Origin of the sequence: Streptosporangium sp. 'caverna', from assembly GCF_003203775.1 — a bacterium.
In the GTDB taxonomy this organism is placed as follows: domain Bacteria; phylum Actinomycetota; class Actinomycetes; order Streptosporangiales; family Streptosporangiaceae; genus Streptosporangium; species Streptosporangium subroseum.
In genome coordinates, this window is sequence record NZ_CP029711.1 from 10,016,940 (window position 1) to 10,035,048 (window position 18,109).

Sequence of the window (18,109 nt, forward strand, 5' to 3'; positions counted from 1 at the left end):
CGAAGCCGACCGGAGGCGAGCCTGAGATGTCCATCGACTACACCGATCGCATCCCCAACAACGTCGACCTGTCCGGCGACCGGCGGTTGCAGCGGGCGCTGGAGTCCTGGCAGCCCAGGTTCCTGCAGTGGTGGGGCGAGATGGGTCCCACCCTTCCCACCCAGGACGTCTACCTGCGCACCGCCATCGACGTGGGCCGGGAGGGCTGGGCCCACTTCGGCCATGTCGCGCTGCCCGAGTATCGGTGGGGGATCTTCCTGGCCGAGCGCGACCCCGACCGGCGCATCGCCTTCGGCCAGAACATGGGACGGCCGGTCTGGCAGCAGGTGCCGGGAGAATACCGGGCCGAGCTGCAGCGGCTCATCGTGGTGCAGGGCGACACCGAACCCGCCTCGGTGGAGCAGCAGCGCCGGCTCGGGCTGAGCGCCCCCTCGCTGTACGACCTGCGCAACCTGTTCCAGGTCAACGTGGAGGAGGGCCGTCACCTCTGGGCGATGGTCTACCTGCTGCACGCCTACTTCGGCCGCAGCGGACGGGACGAGGCCGACGCGCTGCTGCTGCGCAACTCCGGCAGCGAGGACTCCCCGCGCATCCTGGGCGCGTTCAACGAGGAGACCCCCGACTGGCTGTCGTTCTACATGTTCACCTACTTCACCGACCGCGACGGCAAGTATCAGCTCGGCACGCTCAAGGAGTCGGCCTTCGACCCGCTGAGCCGGACGTGCGAGTTCATGCTGAAGGAGGAGGCCCACCACATGTTCGTGGGCACCACCGGCGTGGACCGGGTGGTCGAACGCACCGCCCAGCTGATGCGCGAGCACGACACCGACGACATCGGCCGGTTCGGCGGCATCCCGCTCGACGTGATCCAGAAGTACGTCAACTTCCACTACAGCGTCAGCCTCGACCTGTTCGGCGGCGAGACCTCCACCAACGTGGCCAACTACTTCACCGCCGGGCTCAAGGGCCGCTGGCAGGAGGAACGCCGCGGGGACGACCACCTGCTGACCGAGGCCGCCATCACCGTCCAGCACGTCGAGAACGGCCGCATCGCCGACCTCCGGCTTCCGGCGCTGACCGCGCTCAACGCGGACCTGCGCGGTGAGTACATCGCCGACTGCGGCACCGGCATCACCCGCTGGAACCGTATCCTGACCGGCCACGGCATCGACGCGGCGCTGTATCTCCCGCACATCGGCTTCAACCGGCAGGTCGGCGCCTTCGCCGGGCACCACGTCACTCCCGACGGGCGGATCCTCGACCAGGTCGCGTGGGAGGCGGGCCGGGACCGCTGGCTGCCCACTCCCGGCGACAAGACCCACGTCCTGTCGCTGATGCGTCCCGTCTACGAACCGGGAAAGATCGCCGCCTGGGTCGCGCCGCCCCGCAACGGCATCAACGGCCGCCCCCTCGACTACGAGTACGTCCACTTCTGAAGGTGGTCACTCCTCGGCCGCGCACAGCGTGTCCCAGTGCAGCTGGGAGCTCCGGTGCCAGGCCTGGTGCAGATCGTTGAAGACGTTGGCCGCGCGGATGCCGATCCAGTCGGGCGGCAGCAGATCCGGGGGAAGCTGCGGGTCCAGCGACGGGAAGCGCCGCCAGTCGTGCACCAGGCGGATCTGGGCGAACAGCACCGGGTCGCCGGGCTCGGGACGGAGCCCGGCGAACTCCTGGATGAAATCCTCATACTCCGCGGCCAGGTCGCCCAGGTGCCAGGCCTGCTCCACGAGGGTGCGCTCGGAGCCGATGCCGGCGTAGGGGCCGCTGAAGGAGAACGCCGCCACGTCCAGGCCGAGCTGCTCGACGACCTGCTTGGCCTCGGCCTCGCGCGACACGTGCGGGCTGACCCACATGCCGGGAACGGGGCTGCCGAAACCGGCCCAGGTCAACCGCGTGCGCAGCTGGTGGCGGAGCTCTCTCCTGCTCTCCGGCACGGTGGCGATCAGCACGAGCCAGCGGCCGTCCCAGGAGTCGCGGTCGCGGCCGAAGGAGTAAATGCGCTCGGCCCCCTCGGTCAGGAGCTCGCGGCCGTGCGGGGTCAGCGCCCAGCGGACCCTTCGCCCGGCCCGCTCGGCGACGATCCACCCGTCGGCGGCCATCCGGGCCAGGGACTGGCGGGTGGACTTCTCCTCCACGCCCAGCCCACCCAGCACGTGCAGCAGCGTCGAGGTCCACGCGGGCTCCACGCGCGGCAGGACGTACTCCCCCAGAACGGTGAGCAGCAGCGACCGGGCGCTACCGGAGCCGGCCTGATGGCGGCGGGAGTAGGACGGCCTGGCCGGCGCCGGCTCGTGCGGTGCGCGGGGCATGGACGGCTGGATTCCTCTCTCGAAACTGTCGGACAGTATTCCAGCACATCAATGCTACAAGTTATTGACGGCACATTAATTCTATGTAGAAGATTTGCCTACGATGTTCCGTCGACGGATGGGGACGACCATGTCCGGTGCGCCCGAGTCGTTCAACGCCAGCGTCTATCTCGTGGACCGCCAGGTCGAGGCCGGCCACGGCAACCGGATCGCCGTCGCGGGACCCGCCGGAACACTCACCTACGCCGAGCTCGCCGCGCGGGCCGGGGAGTTCGCGTCAGGTCTGGGCGCCGCCGGGGTCAGACCCGAGGACCGCGTCTTCCTGGTCATGTCCGACCGGCCGGAGACGCTCGTCACCATCCTCGCCGTCATGCGGATGGGCGCGGTGGCCGTCCCGGTGTCCACCATGTACAACGGCGCCGAGCTCGACATCCTCCTGCGCGACGCCCGAGCCCGCGTGGTGGTGGCGACGCCGGAGTTCGAGACGGCCGTCAGGGAGGCGCTCGCCCGCGCCCCCGAGGCCGAGACCCTCATCATCGTCGGCGACCCGCCCCCCAAGGTGGAGGACGGCACCGGCGTGCGCGTCCTGCCGCCGGAGACCGAGGCCCTCATCGTGGCCGACGGCCTGCTGACCAAGGCGGAGGACGACACCGCCCTGCGCGCCCTGGCATCCGAGGCCGAGGACGGCCCCGACGTGCGGGCCTGGGCCGACGTCCTGGCCGAGGGCCGCCTGACCGGCCCGGCGGAGCCGTACGAGACCTGGGCAGACTCGCCCGCGCTGTGGCTGTACACCTCGGGCACGACCGGGACGCCGAAGGCGGCCATGCACCGGCACCACGGCATCAAGAGCGTCTGCGAGACCTACGGCGGCCAGGTCCTGGGCATCACGGCCGACGACCGGTGCTTCTCCGTGGCCCGGCTGTTCTTCGCCTACGGCATGGGCAACTCGATGTTCTTTCCCCTCGCCGCGGGGGCGACCACGATCCTGGACCCGGCCCGCGCCACCCCGGCCGGCGTCGCGGCGCGACTGGCCGAGGACCGGCCGACGCTGTTCTTCGCCGGTCCGACGTTCTTCGCCGCGCTGCTCGCCGCCGACGCGCCCGCCGAGGCCTTCGCCTCCGTACGACTGGCCGTCTCCGCGGGCGAGGCCCTCCCCGCGGAGATCCACCGCAGGTTCACGGCCCGCTACGGCGTGGACATCATCGACGGTCTCGGCTCCACCGAGGCCCTGCACATCTTCATCTCCAACCGGCCGGGAGAGGTGAGGCCGGGCACCTCGGGCACGGTCGTGCCGGGCTACGAGGCCAGGCTGCTGGACGAGGAGGGTTCTCCGGTCAAGGACGACGAGCCGGGCAACCTGTATGTCCGCGGCGACTCCATCGCCACCGGTTACTGGTGCCGGACCGCCGTCACCCGGCAGGTCTTCCAGGGTGAGTGGCTGCGCACCGGCGACACCTACACCCGCTCCGGCGACGGCTTCTACACCTGCCTCGGCCGCTCCAACGACATGATCAAAGCGGGCGGCATCTGGGTGTCGCCCATGGAGGTCGAGGCCCGGCTCCTCCAGCACGAGTCGGTCGCCGAGTGCGCGGTGGTCGCCTACACCGATGAGAACGGCCTGGAGAAACCCGTCGCCTGCGTCGTTCCCGCCGCCGGACGGCAGGTGGACGCCGGCGAGCTGATCGCGTTCTGCCGCGCTGAACTGGCCCCCTTCAAACGCCCGCGTGAGGTGCTGGTGCTGGACGAGCTGCCCAGGACGGCCACCGGCAAGATCCAGCGCGTTGTCATCAGACAGATGGCCGCCGAGCTGCTGGGGAAGTGAGCCCGGGGCGATGCGGCCGGCGCCGGGGCCGCTAGCCGCATTTTCCGCGGCGGTCAGGCGGTCGTGATCGGCGGCGGGCCTTCCGGGGGCTGCGGGGTCGTCCGGCGGGGTGGTGTCCAGGCGTCGTTGGGGGCTATGGCGAGGTCGTCGAGGTCGAGGTCCTTGCCGGACTCGTCGCGGGGCCGGATCGTGACGGGGCCGCCGCTCTCACGGTCGACGACGCGCAGGGGCCCTCCGTCGGGCTGCAGGTACGTGTCGCCCCATTGCATGAGGGCGAGCACGGCGGGCAGGAGGTCTCGCCCCATCCGGGTGAGCACGTACTCGTGGCGGGTGCGCTTGCCGGGTTCGCGATAGGGCTGCCTGTCGAGGATCCCGGCGGCCACGAGCTGCTTGAGCCGGGTGGCTGCCACCGCGTCGGTGATCCCGACCCGTTCGACGAAGTCGTCGAAGCGTGTGGTGCCGTAGCAGGCCTCGCGAAGCAGGAGTATCGCCGACCTGCTGCCGATCACGTCCATGGCCCTGCCGATCGAGCAGTTGTCGCCTATCTGCCACTTCGACCGGTCGGCGAGAGGTCCCAGGAAAGTCATGGCCATACGGGAATCCTACCCTGACTTTGCCGAACCATAGTCAGATGCTACGGTCTGGCTATGGAATCACCTAGCCAGGCAGAGAAGGCGGCCCCGGGGACCTCCGATCTCACCTACGCGACCGCGACCGAGCTGACCGCCGCGATGGCCGCCCGCGAGGTCTCGTCCGCCGAGCTGACCGAAGCCGCGATCTCCCGGATCGAACGCTTCGACCAGGACGTCAACGCCGTCTGCGTACCCGACTTCGACCGGGCGCTGACGGCCGCGCGCGCGGCCGATGCCGCGCGGGCCAAGGGTGACGTACGGCCGCTGCTCGGCATCCCGATGACGGTCAAGGAGTCGTTCAACGTCGCCGGGTTGACCACGAGCTGGGGCATCCCGGCGTTCAAGGACGCGAGGGCGGCCGAGGACGCCGTCGCCGTCGCCCGGCTCAAGACGGCCGGCGCGGTGGTGCTGGGCAAGACCAACGTCCCGTTCGCCCTCGGCGACCTGCAGACGTACAACGACCTGTACGGCGCGACCGGCAATCCATGGAACCTGGCCCGTACGGCGGGGGGTTCGTCCGGCGGCTCGGCCGCCGCGCTCGCGGCCGGGTACGGCCCGCTGTCGATCGGCTCCGACATCGCGGGCTCCCTGCGCGCGCCCGCCCACTACTGCGGCGTGTACGCGCATAAACCGTCACAAGGTCTCCTCCCGACCCGCGGCCACACGCCACCGGGGACACCCCCCCTGGCCTACGAGCGCGACCTCGTGACGATCGGGCCGATGGCGCGCGGCGCCCGCGACCTGTCACTCATGCTCGACCTGCTGGCCGACCCCGACGAGACCGCGATCGGCATCGCCCACGCGCTCGCCCTGCCGCCGGCCCGGCACGACGACCTGGCGGCCTTCCGCGTGCTCGTCGTGGACACCCATCCGCTGATCCCGACGGCATCGAGCGTGCGCGCCGCGATCGGCGACCTCGCCGACCGGCTCTCCGCGGCCGGCGCGAAGGTGGCCCGCGAGAGCGAGTTGTTGCCCGACCAGGTCGAGGCCGCCCGGCTCTACATGCGCCTGCTGCTCGCGTCCTGGGGGGCCGGCTATCCGCAGGAGGTCTACGAGCGCCTCCGGCTCGACGCCGGGCGGCTCGACACCGGTGACCGGAGCCTGGCCGCTGAGCGTACCCGCGGTTCGGTGCTCAGCCACCGCGACTGGATCGCGGCGGACAGCGCGCGGATACGGAACCGCCAGGGCTGGCGAGAGCTGTTCGCCGAGTTCGACATCGTGCTCTGCCCCGCCATGCCGACCCCGGCGTTCCCCCACGACCGGAGCCCGGACCGCTGGGCCCGCCGGATCACGATCGACGGGACGGACCACGACTACGCCGACCAGCTCGTATGGGCGGGAATCGCGTCGGTGCCGGGCCTTCCGGCGACCGTGGCCCCGATCGGGCGATCCGCGGACGGCCTGCCGATCGGCGCGCAGCTGATCGGCCCGATGTTCGAGGACCGCACCCCGATCCGGTTCGCCGAGCTCCTGGAACGGGAGTTCGGCGGCTTCAGCCCCCCGCCGCTCGCCCGCTAGGCCCGTTTTCCGCACGTCGGGGTAGGACCGTACGAGGCTGACCGGCCCTTCCGGACGTCCCTCTGCCGCGGCGCACCGTTCCCGCCGCGCACCTGTAGGGCGTGACCGGCTACGCGGGACCGGACTACATCGAACTCGGCCGAGAGCCCGATCGGTCGCCGTGCCCGGCACGGCGACCGATCGGGGCCTGCCTCACGAGAACCGTTATTGCCCGCCGCTGCCGTAGGGGCGGGTGATGATCTCCAGGAAGTGACCGTCGGGATCCTCGAAGTAGGCGCCGCGCCCGCCGTCGTTGTGGTTGATCTCTCCTGGGCGGCTGCGGGACGGATCGGCGTAGTAGGTGAGTCCGGCCTGCTGGATCCGCTGGAAGATCGCGTCGAAGTCCTCTTCGGACACCAGAAACGCGTAGTGCTGCGAGACGATCTCGTCCGGATCGCTGTTCATGAAGTCCAGGGTGACGCCGTTGGCGGTCACCACGGGCAGGAACGGGCCGAAGGGCGCTCCGACCTCCAGGCCCAGAATGGCGGCCGTGAACTTGGCGGAAGCCTGCCTGTCACGGGCTCTGACGATGGTGTGGTTCAGTTCGACTGACACGGTGGAATGCCTCCACGGGCATCTCACGAGCACCACGCGTGCCTCACCCGGACGGTGACAGCATCCGGTGCCGGATCGCGATAGTAGGCAGCATTCGCCGCCACTGTCACGACGAATTCCGCATCGCGCCGGAACCGGGGATTCTCTGCGGTCATATCGTTGATTTCGCTTTAACCGAATCAGCCGGCTCCCGCTTATGGAAACGAACCGCCCCCGATCTTCGAACAACGGCGGCGCCGGCTGCTTCCGAATCGGACCCTCGCCACTCAACGGGCCGGGTCGTGATCCGGCGAGGAGGCCGGCTCCTGCCCGATATCGGGCGGCAGGCCTTTGGTCTCCGTTGGTACGGTCTGGGAATGTACGAACCGGTGTATCCCCCGAAGCCCAAGCCCGGCGACAAGGTGGCGGTGCTGTCCACCTCGGCCGGTCTGCCCGGCCTGTTCCCCCGCCCCTTCGACACGGGGATCCAGCGGCTGCGCGACGACTTCGGCCTGGTCCCGGTGGAATACCCCACCACTCGCCGCATGGACGCGACGGCGGCCGACCGGGCCGCGGACATCAACGCCGCCTTCGGCGACCCCGAGATCACGGCGATCATCGCCAGCATCGGGGGCGAGGACCAGATCACCGTGACCCCGTACCTGGACGGCGAGCTGATCCGCGCCAACCCCAAGCCCTTCTTCGGCTACAGCGACAACACGAACCTGCTGGCCTACCTGTCGAACCTCGGCGTCGTCGGCTACCACGGCGGTTCGGTGATGGTCCAGTTCGGGCGCTGCGGTGGCATGCACCCCCTGACCGCGGACTCGCTGCGCGCCGCGCTCCTCACCTCCGGTGAGTTCACGCTCCCGGAGAGCACCGAGTACGGCGACGTCGACAAGGACTGGGGCGACCCGAAGTCCTTCGACTCCCCGCCCGCCATGGAGGCCTCCTCCGGCTGGTCCTGGCAGAACGCGGACCGGGTGGTGGAGGCGACCACCTGGGGCGGCAACCTGGAGATCCTCTCCTGGATGCTGATGGCCGATCGGGACATCCGGCCCCCCGAGGCCTACCGGGGCATGATCCTCCTGCTGGAGACCAGCGAGGAGCTGCCCTCGGCCACCGAGGTCTTCCGGGTCCTGCGCAACATGGGCGAGCGCGGTCTCCTGCGGCAGTTCCCCGCGATCCTCCTCGCCCGGCCCAAGGCCTGGTCCCTCGATCGGCGCAACGGCCCGGAGGAGAAGGCCGCGTACGCCGAGGAGCAGCGCGAGGCCGTGTCCCGGGCCCTGTCGGTCTACGCCCCGGGGGCGATGGTGGTCTTCGACGTGGACTTCGGGCACACCGATCCGCAGCTGGTGATCCCCTACGGGGGCCGGGTGCGCGTTGACGGCCCGGCTCGGCGAATCACGGTGACGTACTGATCGCATTCGAGCAAGAGTCTCCTTCGCTCGGGAGCCGGGTGCTCGTTGGCGGCCCGGCCCGGCGCATCACCGTGACGTACTGATCGAATTCAACAAGAGTCTCTCGCTGGATCCTCCACTTTGTGAGTCCGAATCACCATAATTGGTGATCTCGAATGGACTCCTCGGAGAGGAAGCCACACCATGCCGGACACCGCTCCCGTGCAGGCGGGGGATCCCGAGAGCGTGAACGACTACCAGGTCACGGAACGACTGGGCGATTCCGTCTACCTCGCCAGATCCCCCACCGGGGACCGGGTGGTCGTGCGGCTGCTGCCCGCGGACGTCGACCTCGACCGGTTCCGGGAGGCGATGGAACCGCTGCGGGAGATCCCCGCCTTCTGCACCGCCCAGGTCCTGGACAGCGGGGTGGACGGCGGCAGGCCGTACATCGTGAGCGAGTACATCGACGGCCCGACGCTGGAGGAGATGGTGGCCTCCGGGGGTGTCCTGGAGGCGGCTGCGCTCCACCGGCTGGCCGTCGGAACGATGACCGCGCTGGTCGCCATCCACCAGGCGGGTACGGTCCACGGCGATCTGCGCCCCGGCAGCGTGCTGTTCGGCCCCGACGGGCCGAGGGTCATCGACCTCGGCATGGCACGGGCACTGGAGGCGACCGCGTCCACGGAGACGCGCAGGGTCGACGTCCCCGCCTACACCTCGCCCGAGAAGCTCAGGGGCGCCACCCCCGAACCCGCCGGGGACCTGTTCTCCTGGGGGGCGACCATCGCCTTCGCCGCCTCCGGCCGCTCCCCCTTCGACGCCGGGTCGATGTCGGGCACGGTCAACCGGATCGTCAACGGCGAGCCCGACCTCGTCGCGCTCCCCGACGACCTGCGCGGGCTGGTCACGGTCTGCCTCGCCAAGGACCCCGCCCGGCGGCCGAGCGCGAGCGACGCCCTGCTCCGCCTGGTCGGGGAGTTCCTGACCTCCGACCTCGTGTCCGTCGCCCACCTCTCACCCGCCGGGCCCGCCACCCGCCCGGTCCGGCGCCTCCGCCCGCTGATGCTGGCCGCGGGCGCGATGGCCGTCGCCCTGGTCTCCGGGGGCGCGGTCTACCTCAGCGTGTCGGGGAACCCGGCACCCGTCGCCGCGGCGGGCCCCTTACCGGGTGCCTCGCCGAGCACCGCGCAGGGCGCGCTCGCCCCGGCCTTCACCCCCCAGCCCCAGCTCAGCCCGAACGTCACCGAGGCTCCCTTCGAAAAGGTGGAGAAGCCCACCACGGACATCGAGCTGGCCGGGACGGGCATCACCCTGCACGAGAATCCGAAGGACCCGATCAGGCTGGGTGGCTACCTGAGCGTCGCTCCGCCCTTCGGCTCGTTCGCCAGGGACAAGGGCAAGGACACCTTCACGCAGGTGGGCACCGCCCTGCAGTCGGTGCTGTCGCCACAGGGCGACAAGGTGGCGCTGAACCCGTTCGCGAAGTTCACCGACTCGACTTCCGATTACCTGAAGATCCGGGACCTGGCGACCGGTACGGAGTTCAGCGTGCCGACCGTCGAGCAGCCGTGGCAGGGTCACAGTCCCGTGTGGTCCGCGGACGGCTCCAAGGTCCTGCTGTCGGTGCGGGATCCGGACAAGGGTGTGTCCGACGGGTTCGTGGTGGTGGACGTGGCGGCGCGCAAGGCCACCCGGGTGCTCACCGAGGCCTTCGGCGCCGACACGATGGCCTTCACGTTCACGCCGGACGGCTCCGTCGCGCGGGGGTTCTACGACGGCAAGCGCTACGGGATCGACTTCTACGGCCCGGACGGGCAGGTCACCCGGACGATGAACTGGGTCGGCCAGCCACGGGTCACGAACTGGTTCTCCCCGTCGGGCGCATACTTCCTCACGGTGTGCCCCAATGAGGAGGACCTGTGCGTGTGGGACACGAAGACCGGTAACCGGCGTCACACCGTCTCCGCCGGGGACGGCGCCGTGATCCTGGGCTGGTTCAACAACCAGAACCTGCTCATCCAGAGAACCTCCAAGAAAAGCGCCAAGATCGAAGTGGTCGACTTCTACGGCAAGTCCGTCCGGGTGCTCGCCGACCTCAAGAAGATCAACACTGCCTTCCTGAGCTTCACCCCGGCGGCCCGATGACCGCAAGCACTCCGACCGCGCCGGGCGACCCCGCCGAGGTCGGACCGTACCGGATCCTCGGCAGGCTCGGCCGTGGCGGGCAGGGCACGGTCTACCTGGCCGAGTCCCCGTCCGGGAAGCAGGTCGCGGTGAAGGTGCTCAGCCAGAGCGGTGCCGGGGGCCAGACCCTGGCGGATTTCAACCGGGAGATCGAGCTGGCCCGCCGGGTGAAGGCCTTCTGCACCGCGCAGGTGCTGGAGAACGGCGAGATCGACGGCAGGCCGTACATCGTCAGCGAGTACGTCGACGGGCCCAGCCTCGCCCAGGTCATCGAGGGGCGCGGACCGCTGCGCGGCGCCGAGCTGCGCCGGCTGGCGATCGGGACCCTCACCGCGCTGGCCGCCATCCATCAGGCGGGCGTCATACACCGCGACTTCAAGCCCGCCAACGTGCTGCTCGCCCGCGAAGGCCCGCGGGTGATCGACTTCGGCATCTCCCGCGCGCTGGACTCCACCTCGACGGCCTCCGACCACCTCGTCGGCACCCCGCCGTACATGGCGCCGGAGCAGTTCGAACAGCTTGAGGCGGGACCGGCGGCGGACCTGTTCGCGTGGGCGTCGACGGTGGTGTGCGCGGCGACGGGGGAACCGCCCTTCGGGAACGACTCGCTGCCCGTGGTCATCCACCGGATCCTGAACGGCGAGCCCCGGCTCGGCGACCTGGACGAGGAACTGCGCGAGCTGGTGGAAGAGTGCCTGTCCAAGGATCCGCGGGCGCGGCCGGCGGCCACGGCGGCGCTGCTGCGGTTGCTGGGCCACCCGGTGGCACCGCAACGACTGCTGGACGAGGGCCGCGAGCAGGCCGTCACTCCTCCACCGGCTCCACCGGCGAAGCGCCGCCCGGCATCCCTGGCGATCGCCGGCTCCATCGCGCTGGCATTCGTGCTGGTCACCGGCCTCGCCATCTACCTGACGAGGACGACCGAGAGCGGCGAGACGTCTGCGGGGCTTGTGGCGAGGCCGAGCGTTTCCGCGACGACGGCCGTCCCGGAGAGACCGAGGATCGGGCCGATGCCCACCACCTCGACGACCGACCTGAAGATCGCGGGAACGAAGATCACCCTGCATGAGAACCCCTCGGACGCGGAAGGGGTGACCAGCTACGAGGACCGGCGGCGCGGTAGCGAGGCCTATCTGCGGCAGGACGGCTCCGCGACGTTCCGGTTCCTGGGGACGCTCATGAACGCCATCGCGGCCCCGGGCGGCGAGCGAGCCGTCGTCAACCCGATCAACAAGATCGCCAACGGGGAGTTCGACCTGGTGCGGGTGCTGGACGCGGCGGGAGCGCCGGAGGTCCAGATCAGGACCGTCGACTCCCCGCTGATCACCTTCAGCCCCCACTGGGACGTCAACGGAACGAGGATCCTGCTGACCGTCTTCGCGGGTCCAACAGATCCGCGCAGCAAGGGCTTCGCGATCGTGGACGTGGCCTCGCGCACGGCTCGCGTCGCCCTGGTGCCGGACGAGAACGGACCCTCCGAGTATGTCTGGGGCCCGGACTCGGCCTCGGTCATGCACAGCAGGCCCGACGGGTCGATCCGCTTCCACCGCCTGGACGGCTCGGTGCTGCGGACGGTTCCCGGAGTGGGCGAGCTGACGGCGGACGACGCCAGACCCACCTCCCTGGGGACGGTCTTCACGACCCGCTGTCCGGACAGGTCTCGCGACGTGTGCCTGTGGGACGCCGCCACGGCGAAGCGCAGGGCGACCGTCCCGCTCGGCGAAGGGTTGGGGTACGGCGGCTGGCTGGGCGACCGGCATCTCCTCGCCACCACGACCGAGGGCAAGACCACGAAGATCGTCATGCTGGACCTGCGCGGCAAGGTCGTGCGCGTCCTCGCCGACGGCCCCGTCGCGGAGCTCGACAAGGTCAATCTCTGGTACACCCCGAGGTGATCCCAGAGGGATGCTGACCAGTATTTTCGTCGTTTTTGTCCCGCTTGTTACCGGACGCCCATGCGATCGATGGCAGCATCGATAACACCGCCAAGAACTGAACTATACGTTTAGTTTACCTACCTGTCCCGGATGGGAGGCGAGTGACGTGTCCGCCGAGATCGGCGATCATTCCTGCGCCGAAGCCTCTGGGCGCCCGATCGAGATGACCCGCCGCACGTTTGTCCTCGCGACCGCCGTCGTCGGCGGGGTCGCGGCGTCACCGCGGCTGACCGACGCGGCATGGAGGCTGGTCGGCACACCGGGCGCGCTCCCCGGCGGCACCGGTGCGGCCCCCGGCCAGAGCCTCACGATCTCGCTCACGGTCAACGGGACCGAGCGGACGATCTCGGTGGACAGCCGGACGTCCCTGCTGGACCTGCTGCGCGAGCACCTCGGCCTGACCGGTACGAAGAAGGGCTGCGACCAGGGGGCCTGCGGCGCGTGCACGGTCATGGTGAACGGCCGCAGGATCAACTCGTGCCTGACCCTCGCGGTGATGCAGAACGGCGCGGAGGTCATGACCGTCGAGGGCGCCGCCTCCTCCGAGGGCCTGCACCCGCTGCAGCGCGCCTTCATCGAGCACGACGGATTCCAGTGCGGCTACTGCACACCCGGGCAGATCATGTCCGGCCTCGGGTGCATCGCCGAAGGGCACACGGGTTCGCGCGAGGAGATCCGCGAGTGGATGAGCGGAAACATCTGCCGCTGCGGGTGCTACGTGAACATCGTGTCCGCGATCTCCCAGACCGCTGAACAGGAATAGAGCGCGCCGGAGAGAACCGCACAGGAGGGATGGGCCGCGCATCGGAGCGAACCACGCACCAGGGGAACGAGCCGCGAGAGACAGACCGCAAGCAGACCGCAGAAACAGACCGCGAGAGACAGACCGCAGGAAGCAGGTCACCGGAGCAGGCCGCGAGAAGCAGGCCGCGCACCAGAGATGAGGAGCGCCATCCGTGTATCCCTTCTCCTATACCAAGGTCTCCGACGAACGCGCCGCACTGGCCGCCGGACTGCGCGGCGGGCGTTACATCGCCGGCGGCACCACGCTGATCGACCTGATGCGCGAGACCGTCGAGCGGCCCGGCGCGCTGGTGGACATCAACGCCCTGCCGCTGCACGACGTCGGCGTGACCTCGCGGGGTCTGCGGATCGGCGCGCTGGTACGGATGGCCGACCTGGCAGCGCACCCGCAGGTCCGGGCGGACTATCCGGTGATCTCCCAGGCGCTGGAGCTCAGCGCGTCCGCGCAGTTGCGCAACATGGCCTCGATCGGCGGAAACCTCATGCAGCGCACCCGGTGCACGTACTTCCGCGATGTCACCGCGGCGTGCAACAAGCGCTCTCCCGGCTCGGGCTGCGCCGCGCTGCACGGGCAGAACCGCGCACACGCGATCCTGGGCACCGGCGACGCCTGCGTCGCCACCCATCCCTCCGACCTCGCCGTGGCGCTGACGGCGCTGGACGCGGTGGTGCACCTGCACGGCCAGGACGGCGAGCGAACGGTGCCCGTGAGCGAATTCTTCCTCCTGCCGGGCGCCACCCCCGATCGCGAGCACGACCTGCGGCCCGGCGAACTGATCACTGAGATCGAGGTGCCCGCCGGCCCGCACACCAGGAGGTCGGGCTACCTCAAGGTCCGCGACCGCCAGTCCTACGAGTTCGCGCTCACCTCCGCGGCGGTGGCGCTGCGCGTGGACGGCGGCACGATCGGCGACGCACGGGTTGCCGTGGGCGGGGTCGGCACCGTGCCGTGGAGGTTGCCGGAGGTGGAGCGCGCTCTGATCGGCAGCTCTCCCTCCCCCGGCACCTGGACCGCCGCGGCCGCGCGGGCAGCGGACGGCGCCCGCCCGCTGGAGCACAACGCGTTCAAGATCGAGCTCTTGAAGCGCACCGTCGCACGTCAGCTGCGGACGGTGGGAGAACTCGGGTGACGGATTCCTCGATGGCTGGGGACGCGCCGAGGAACCAGATGACAGGTTCTTCGGCGGTTGACGACACGGGGAGGAACCGGGCGGCGGATTCCTCGATGGCCGGAGACGCGGGGAGCAACCGGACGGCAGATTCCTCGGCAGGTGAGGACGGGGGAGGAACCAGATGACGGAATCCTCGATCGGGCAGCCGCTGTCCCGGGTGGACGGGCCGCTGAAGGTGACCGGAGGAGCGACCTACGCCGCCGAGTTCGGCGTCGCCGGCATGGCGTACGCCGTGATCGTCGGCAGCTCGGCGGGCCGGGGACGGATCACCGGGGTGGACACCCGGGCCGCACTCGCCCAGCCCGGCGTGCTCGCCGTACTGTCCCACCTCAACGCCCCGAGACTGCCCTACCGCGAATACCGGGCCGCGGTCGACCCGGCCGTCGGCGAGCGGTTGCACGTGTTGCAGGACGACCGGGTGCGGTTCTTCGGGCAGCCCGTCGCCGTCGTGGTGGCCGAGACCCTGGAGGCGGCCGGGCACGGCGCGAGTCTCGTCGACGTGACGTACGCGGCCGAGCAACCGTCGACGGACCTCGCCGCCTCCACCGCCACTCCCCTGGCTCCTCCCGGTGTCAACGGCGACTACGCGCGAGGCGACGCCGACGCCGCGCTCCGCGACGCGCACACGAGGATCGACCAGACCTACCGGATGACGCGCGAGAACCACAATCCGATGGAGCTCCACGCGACGATCGCGCAATGGGACGGCGACCGGCTCGTCCTGTGGGACAAGACCCAGTGGGTCCAGTCCACCGCCGCCCAGCTCGCCGCCGTCTTCGGGATCCCGGAGGACTCCGTCCACGTGATCTCGCCCTTCGTCGGCGGCGGGTTCGGCAGCGCGCTGCGCGCCTGGCCGCACGTCACGCTCGCCGCCCTGGCCGCACGCCAGGTGTCGCGTCCGGTGAAGCTCGTGCTGACCCGCAGGCAGATGTACTCCGGAACCGGATACCGCGCCGCGATCGACCAGCGGCTGGCCCTGGGCAGCACCGCCGACGGCCGGATCACGAGCCTGGTGCACGAGGCGCGCGCGGAGACCTCGGCCTACGAGCAGCACACCGACGCGGTGCTGGTGCTGAGCCGCTTCCTCTACTCCACGCCCGCCGTGCGCGCCTCCTACCGTCTGGTCCCGCTGGACGTGCACACGCCGACGTTCATGCGGGGGCCGGGCCAGGCGACGACCTCGTACGCCCTGGAGTGCGCGGTCGACGAGCTGGCACATGAGCTGGGGATCGACCCCATCGAGCTGCGCCTGCGCAACGAGCCCGGCCACGACGAGTTCACGGGAACGCCCTTCTCCAGCCGCAGGCTGCGCGAGTGCTACAGCGTCGGCGCGCGGACGTTCGGCTGGGCGAAGAGGAACCCCGCCGTACGGTCGGCCAGGGACGGGCACTGGCTGCTGGGCACCGGCGTCGCGACCGCCTGCTACCACACGATGCGCAGCGCGGCCGAGTCCCTGGCGAGGATCAACGAGGACGGCACGGCGGTCGTGGCGAGCGCGACCAGCGACATGGGGCCGGGCACCTACACGTCGATGACCCAGGTCGCCGCCGACTCCCTGGGGCTGCCGACGGATCGGGTGGGCTTCCTGCTCGGCGACTCCACCCTGCCCCCGGCCCCGCCGCACGGCGGCTCGCAGACGATGGCGAGCGTCGGCTCGGCCGTGCGGGCGGCGTGCGACGCCCTGCGGGACAACCTCACGCGCCTGGCGGTCGCCCACTCCGCGTCCCCGCTGCACGGCGTCCGGCCCTCGGACATCGCGGCCGGTGACGGCAGGCTGTTCGTGCGCGACGCCCCCGACCGCGGCGAGACCTACCAGCAGATCCTGGCGCGCGAGGGACGTTCGCGGCTGCAGGTGCGGCGGAGCTACGCTCCGGGCGACGCGCCGGACCGCTTCTCCACCTACGCCTACGGCGCGGTGTTCGCCGAGGTCGCGGTGGACGAGGATCTCGGGTTCGTACGGGTCCGGCGGCTGTTCGGGGCCTACGACGTGGGCCGCGTCATCAACCCCAAGCTCGCGCACAGCCAGGCGATCGGAGGCCTGGTCGGCGGGATCGGAATGGCGCTGCTCGAACACACCGTCGTCGACCACCGCGACGGCAGGATCGTCAACGCGAACCTGGCGGACTACCTGGTGCCGGTGAACGCCGACGTGCCCGCCGTCGACGCGGTGTATCTCGACGGCGACGACCGGACCGCCGATCCGATCGGGGTGAAGGGCCTGGGCGAGGTGACGCTCACCGGCGTCGCCGCGGCGATCGCCAACGCGGTCCACCACGCGACCGGGCGCCGCGTCCGCGACCTGCCCATCACGCTGGAAGCCCTGCTGTGATCAGGGCCGGGCGCCTCGATGACCAAGGCCGGACGCCGTGCCGTGATCGAGACGCTGGAAGCCCTGCCGTGATCAGGGCCGGGTGCCTCGATGGCCCAGGCCGGATGTCGTGCCGTGATCGAGACGCTGGAAGCCCTGCTGTGATCAGGGCCGGGCGCCTCAAGGGCCCAGGCCGGATGTCGTGCCGTGATCGAGGCCGGAATCTTCCCTCCACGCCGTTCTCACGGGACGGACCCCGCCGGGCGGGGAAGCACCGGCCGCTGTGAGTGCCCGGCGACCTCATTGACAGACTGGCCGTGGGGTTGCTGAGAGGGGTGAGCCCGAATGGATGTTCGCCTGGTCACCGACGGAGGAATCGAAGATCGTCCCATCGAGGAGCTGCCGGAGCTGCTCGGCGATGCGGGCAACCTGGTCTGGGTGGACATTCCCAGCTGCGACGAGGAGGCCGTGAGCGTTCTGGCGGAGGTGTTCTGCTTCCATCCGATGGCGGTCCGGGCCTGCTTCGAGCGCAACCGCGTGCCCAAGGTGCACGCCTACTCGGACCACGTGTTCGTCATCCTGCACGCCCCCGAACGGGGCAAGCGCGGCCACGTGCACTACATCGAACTCGACCAGTTCGTCGGCCGGAACTATCTGGTGACCGTCCACGGACCGATCAATCCGGCGGTTGATCCGGAGGTCGCCCTGCGTGAGACCAGCGCGGTGCTCAAGCGGATCAAGGCCGGCCGGCTCCGTCCCGCCACGCCGTTCGAGCTGTCGTACGCGATCGTCTCCGCCCTGACCCGCCACCAGGAGGCCTACATCGAGACGGTGACCGGTGACGTGTGGCGGCTGGAGCAACGGGTCACGGGCGGGCAGGTCGACAATCCCGAGGAGTTTCTCGACGAGCTGTTCCGTGTCCGCCACGGGCTGCTCGCCGTACGGACCATGGGTGCGCTGAGCGGCGCGATCTACGGGAGGATGACCTCCCTCACCCGCATCTCCCCCGGAGGTCAGCGGCTGGTCGTCGACATCGCGGACCAGTTCGACCGGGTCCGCATCGTGGCCGACGGCGAACGGGAGTATCTCCAGGGGGTGATCGAGTTCTACCAGAGCGTCCTCACCGTCAAGGCCACGCTGGTCGGCCAGGCGCAGAACGAGGAGGTCAAGCGTCTGACGGAGGCCAGCTACGCCCAGAACGAGCAGGTCAAGAAGATCTCCGCGTGGGCGGCGATCTTCTTCGCCCCCACTCTCATCGGCACCGTGTACGGCATGAACTTCGATCACATGCCGGAGCTGCACTGGATCGCCGGTTACCCGGCCGCGCTGGCCCTGATGGTGCTGGTGTCCGCCGTGCTCTACGTCATGTTCCGGCGGCGGGGATGGCTGTAGCGCGGGCTTTCTCGATCACGCATGCCCTTCCCCGCGCCGGTGAAGACCGCAGGTC

General features: G+C 70.2%; 12 protein-coding genes and 1 pseudogene. 10 read left to right on the top strand and 3 right to left on the bottom strand.

The annotated features are described in order from the left end of the window. The first annotated feature begins 26 nt into the window (after positions 1-26). Positions 27-1,436, top strand: coding sequence for a benzoyl-CoA 2,3-epoxidase subunit BoxB (boxB, locus tag DKM19_RS43230; RefSeq protein ID WP_110704307.1), 1,410 nt, complete (start codon positions 27-29; stop codon positions 1,434-1,436). 6 nt (positions 1,437-1,442) lie between these two features. Here the strand turns inward: boxB and DKM19_RS43235 are convergent, their stop codons facing one another. Beyond that, positions 1,443-2,309 (bottom strand): PaaX family transcriptional regulator C-terminal domain-containing protein, encoded by an 867-nt coding sequence (locus DKM19_RS43235; protein ID WP_110704309.1) that lies wholly within the window; start codon positions 2,307-2,309, stop codon positions 1,443-1,445. A gap of 130 nt (positions 2,310-2,439) precedes the next feature. On the opposite strand from DKM19_RS43235, the gene DKM19_RS43240 reads away from it, so the two are divergent. Beyond that, positions 2,440-4,131 carry a benzoate-CoA ligase family protein gene (locus tag DKM19_RS43240; protein ID WP_110706394.1) on the top strand — a complete coding sequence of 564 codons (1,692 nt, stop codon included), beginning with the start codon at positions 2,440-2,442 and terminating at the stop codon, positions 4,129-4,131. Between the two features lie 53 nt (positions 4,132-4,184). On the opposite strand, the gene DKM19_RS43245 is transcribed toward DKM19_RS43240, so the two are convergent. Next, complete coding sequence (locus DKM19_RS43245; protein ID WP_110704311.1) at positions 4,185-4,724, bottom strand: helix-turn-helix domain-containing protein; 540 nt, start codon at positions 4,722-4,724, stop codon at positions 4,185-4,187. A gap of 54 nt (positions 4,725-4,778) precedes the next feature. Between DKM19_RS43245 and DKM19_RS43250 the strand changes: the two genes are divergently transcribed. Beyond that, positions 4,779-6,281 carry an amidase gene (locus DKM19_RS43250; protein ID WP_110704313.1) on the top strand — a complete coding sequence of 501 codons (1,503 nt, stop codon included), beginning with the start codon at positions 4,779-4,781 and terminating at the stop codon, positions 6,279-6,281. Positions 6,282-6,485: 204 nt separating this feature from the next. Here DKM19_RS43250 and DKM19_RS43255 read toward each other — a convergent pair whose 3' ends face one another. Continuing rightward, a complete protein-coding gene (locus DKM19_RS43255; RefSeq protein WP_110704315.1) occupies positions 6,486-6,875 on the bottom strand; it encodes a VOC family protein in 390 nt (129 codons plus the stop codon). A gap of 368 nt (positions 6,876-7,243) precedes the next feature. Here DKM19_RS43255 and DKM19_RS43260 point away from each other — a divergent pair, with 368 nt between their 5' ends. The 7 genes and pseudogenes from DKM19_RS43260 (at position 7,244) to DKM19_RS43290 (ending at position 18,054) form a co-directional block, all read left to right on the top strand. After that, complete coding sequence (locus tag DKM19_RS43260) at positions 7,244-8,275, top strand: S66 peptidase family protein (protein ID WP_239513908.1); 1,032 nt, start codon at positions 7,244-7,246, stop codon at positions 8,273-8,275. 183 nt (positions 8,276-8,458) lie between these two features. Further along, positions 8,459-9,205, top strand: a pseudogene (locus tag DKM19_RS53165) (serine/threonine-protein kinase); the annotation flags it as partial. Positions 9,206-10,248: 1,043 nt separating this feature from the next. After that, complete coding sequence (locus tag DKM19_RS43270; RefSeq protein ID WP_369990739.1) at positions 10,249-12,336, top strand: serine/threonine-protein kinase; 2,088 nt, start codon at positions 10,249-10,251, stop codon at positions 12,334-12,336. A 148-nt stretch (positions 12,337-12,484) separates the two neighbouring features. Continuing rightward, positions 12,485-13,141 carry a (2Fe-2S)-binding protein gene (locus tag DKM19_RS43275; RefSeq protein WP_369987276.1) on the top strand — a complete coding sequence of 219 codons (657 nt, stop codon included), beginning with the start codon at positions 12,485-12,487 and terminating at the stop codon, positions 13,139-13,141. Positions 13,142-13,334: 193 nt separating this feature from the next. Next, positions 13,335-14,312, top strand: coding sequence for a xanthine dehydrogenase family protein subunit M (locus DKM19_RS43280; RefSeq protein WP_110704323.1), 978 nt, complete (start codon positions 13,335-13,337; stop codon positions 14,310-14,312). Positions 14,313-14,475: 163 nt separating this feature from the next. Then, the gene (locus tag DKM19_RS43285; RefSeq protein WP_110704325.1) at positions 14,476-16,683 is read left to right on the top strand and encodes a xanthine dehydrogenase family protein molybdopterin-binding subunit; all 2,208 of its coding nucleotides are present in this window, start codon (positions 14,476-14,478) and stop codon (positions 16,681-16,683) included. A 324-nt stretch (positions 16,684-17,007) separates the two neighbouring features. Beyond that, the gene (locus DKM19_RS43290; protein ID WP_110704326.1) at positions 17,008-18,054 is read left to right on the top strand and encodes a magnesium transporter CorA family protein; all 1,047 of its coding nucleotides are present in this window, start codon (positions 17,008-17,010) and stop codon (positions 18,052-18,054) included. Positions 18,055-18,109 lie beyond the last annotated feature (55 nt).

Bases quoted from the DNA above. Each gene is read 5' to 3' on its own strand.
- boxB (WP_110704307.1), top strand. From the start codon at position 27: ATGTCCATCGACTACACCGATCGCATCCCCAACAACGTCGACCTGTCC.
- DKM19_RS43235 (WP_110704309.1), bottom strand. From the start codon at position 2,309: ATGCCCCGCGCACCGCACGAGCCGGCGCCGGCCAGGCCGTCCTACTCC.
- DKM19_RS43240 (WP_110706394.1), top strand. From the start codon at position 2,440: ATGTCCGGTGCGCCCGAGTCGTTCAACGCCAGCGTCTATCTCGTGGAC.
- DKM19_RS43245 (WP_110704311.1), bottom strand. From the start codon at position 4,724: ATGGCCATGACTTTCCTGGGACCTCTCGCCGACCGGTCGAAGTGGCAG.
- DKM19_RS43250 (WP_110704313.1), top strand. From the start codon at position 4,779: ATGGAATCACCTAGCCAGGCAGAGAAGGCGGCCCCGGGGACCTCCGAT.
- DKM19_RS43285 (WP_110704325.1), top strand. From the start codon at position 14,476: ATGACGGAATCCTCGATCGGGCAGCCGCTGTCCCGGGTGGACGGGCCG.
- DKM19_RS43290 (WP_110704326.1), top strand. From the start codon at position 17,008: ATGGATGTTCGCCTGGTCACCGACGGAGGAATCGAAGATCGTCCCATC.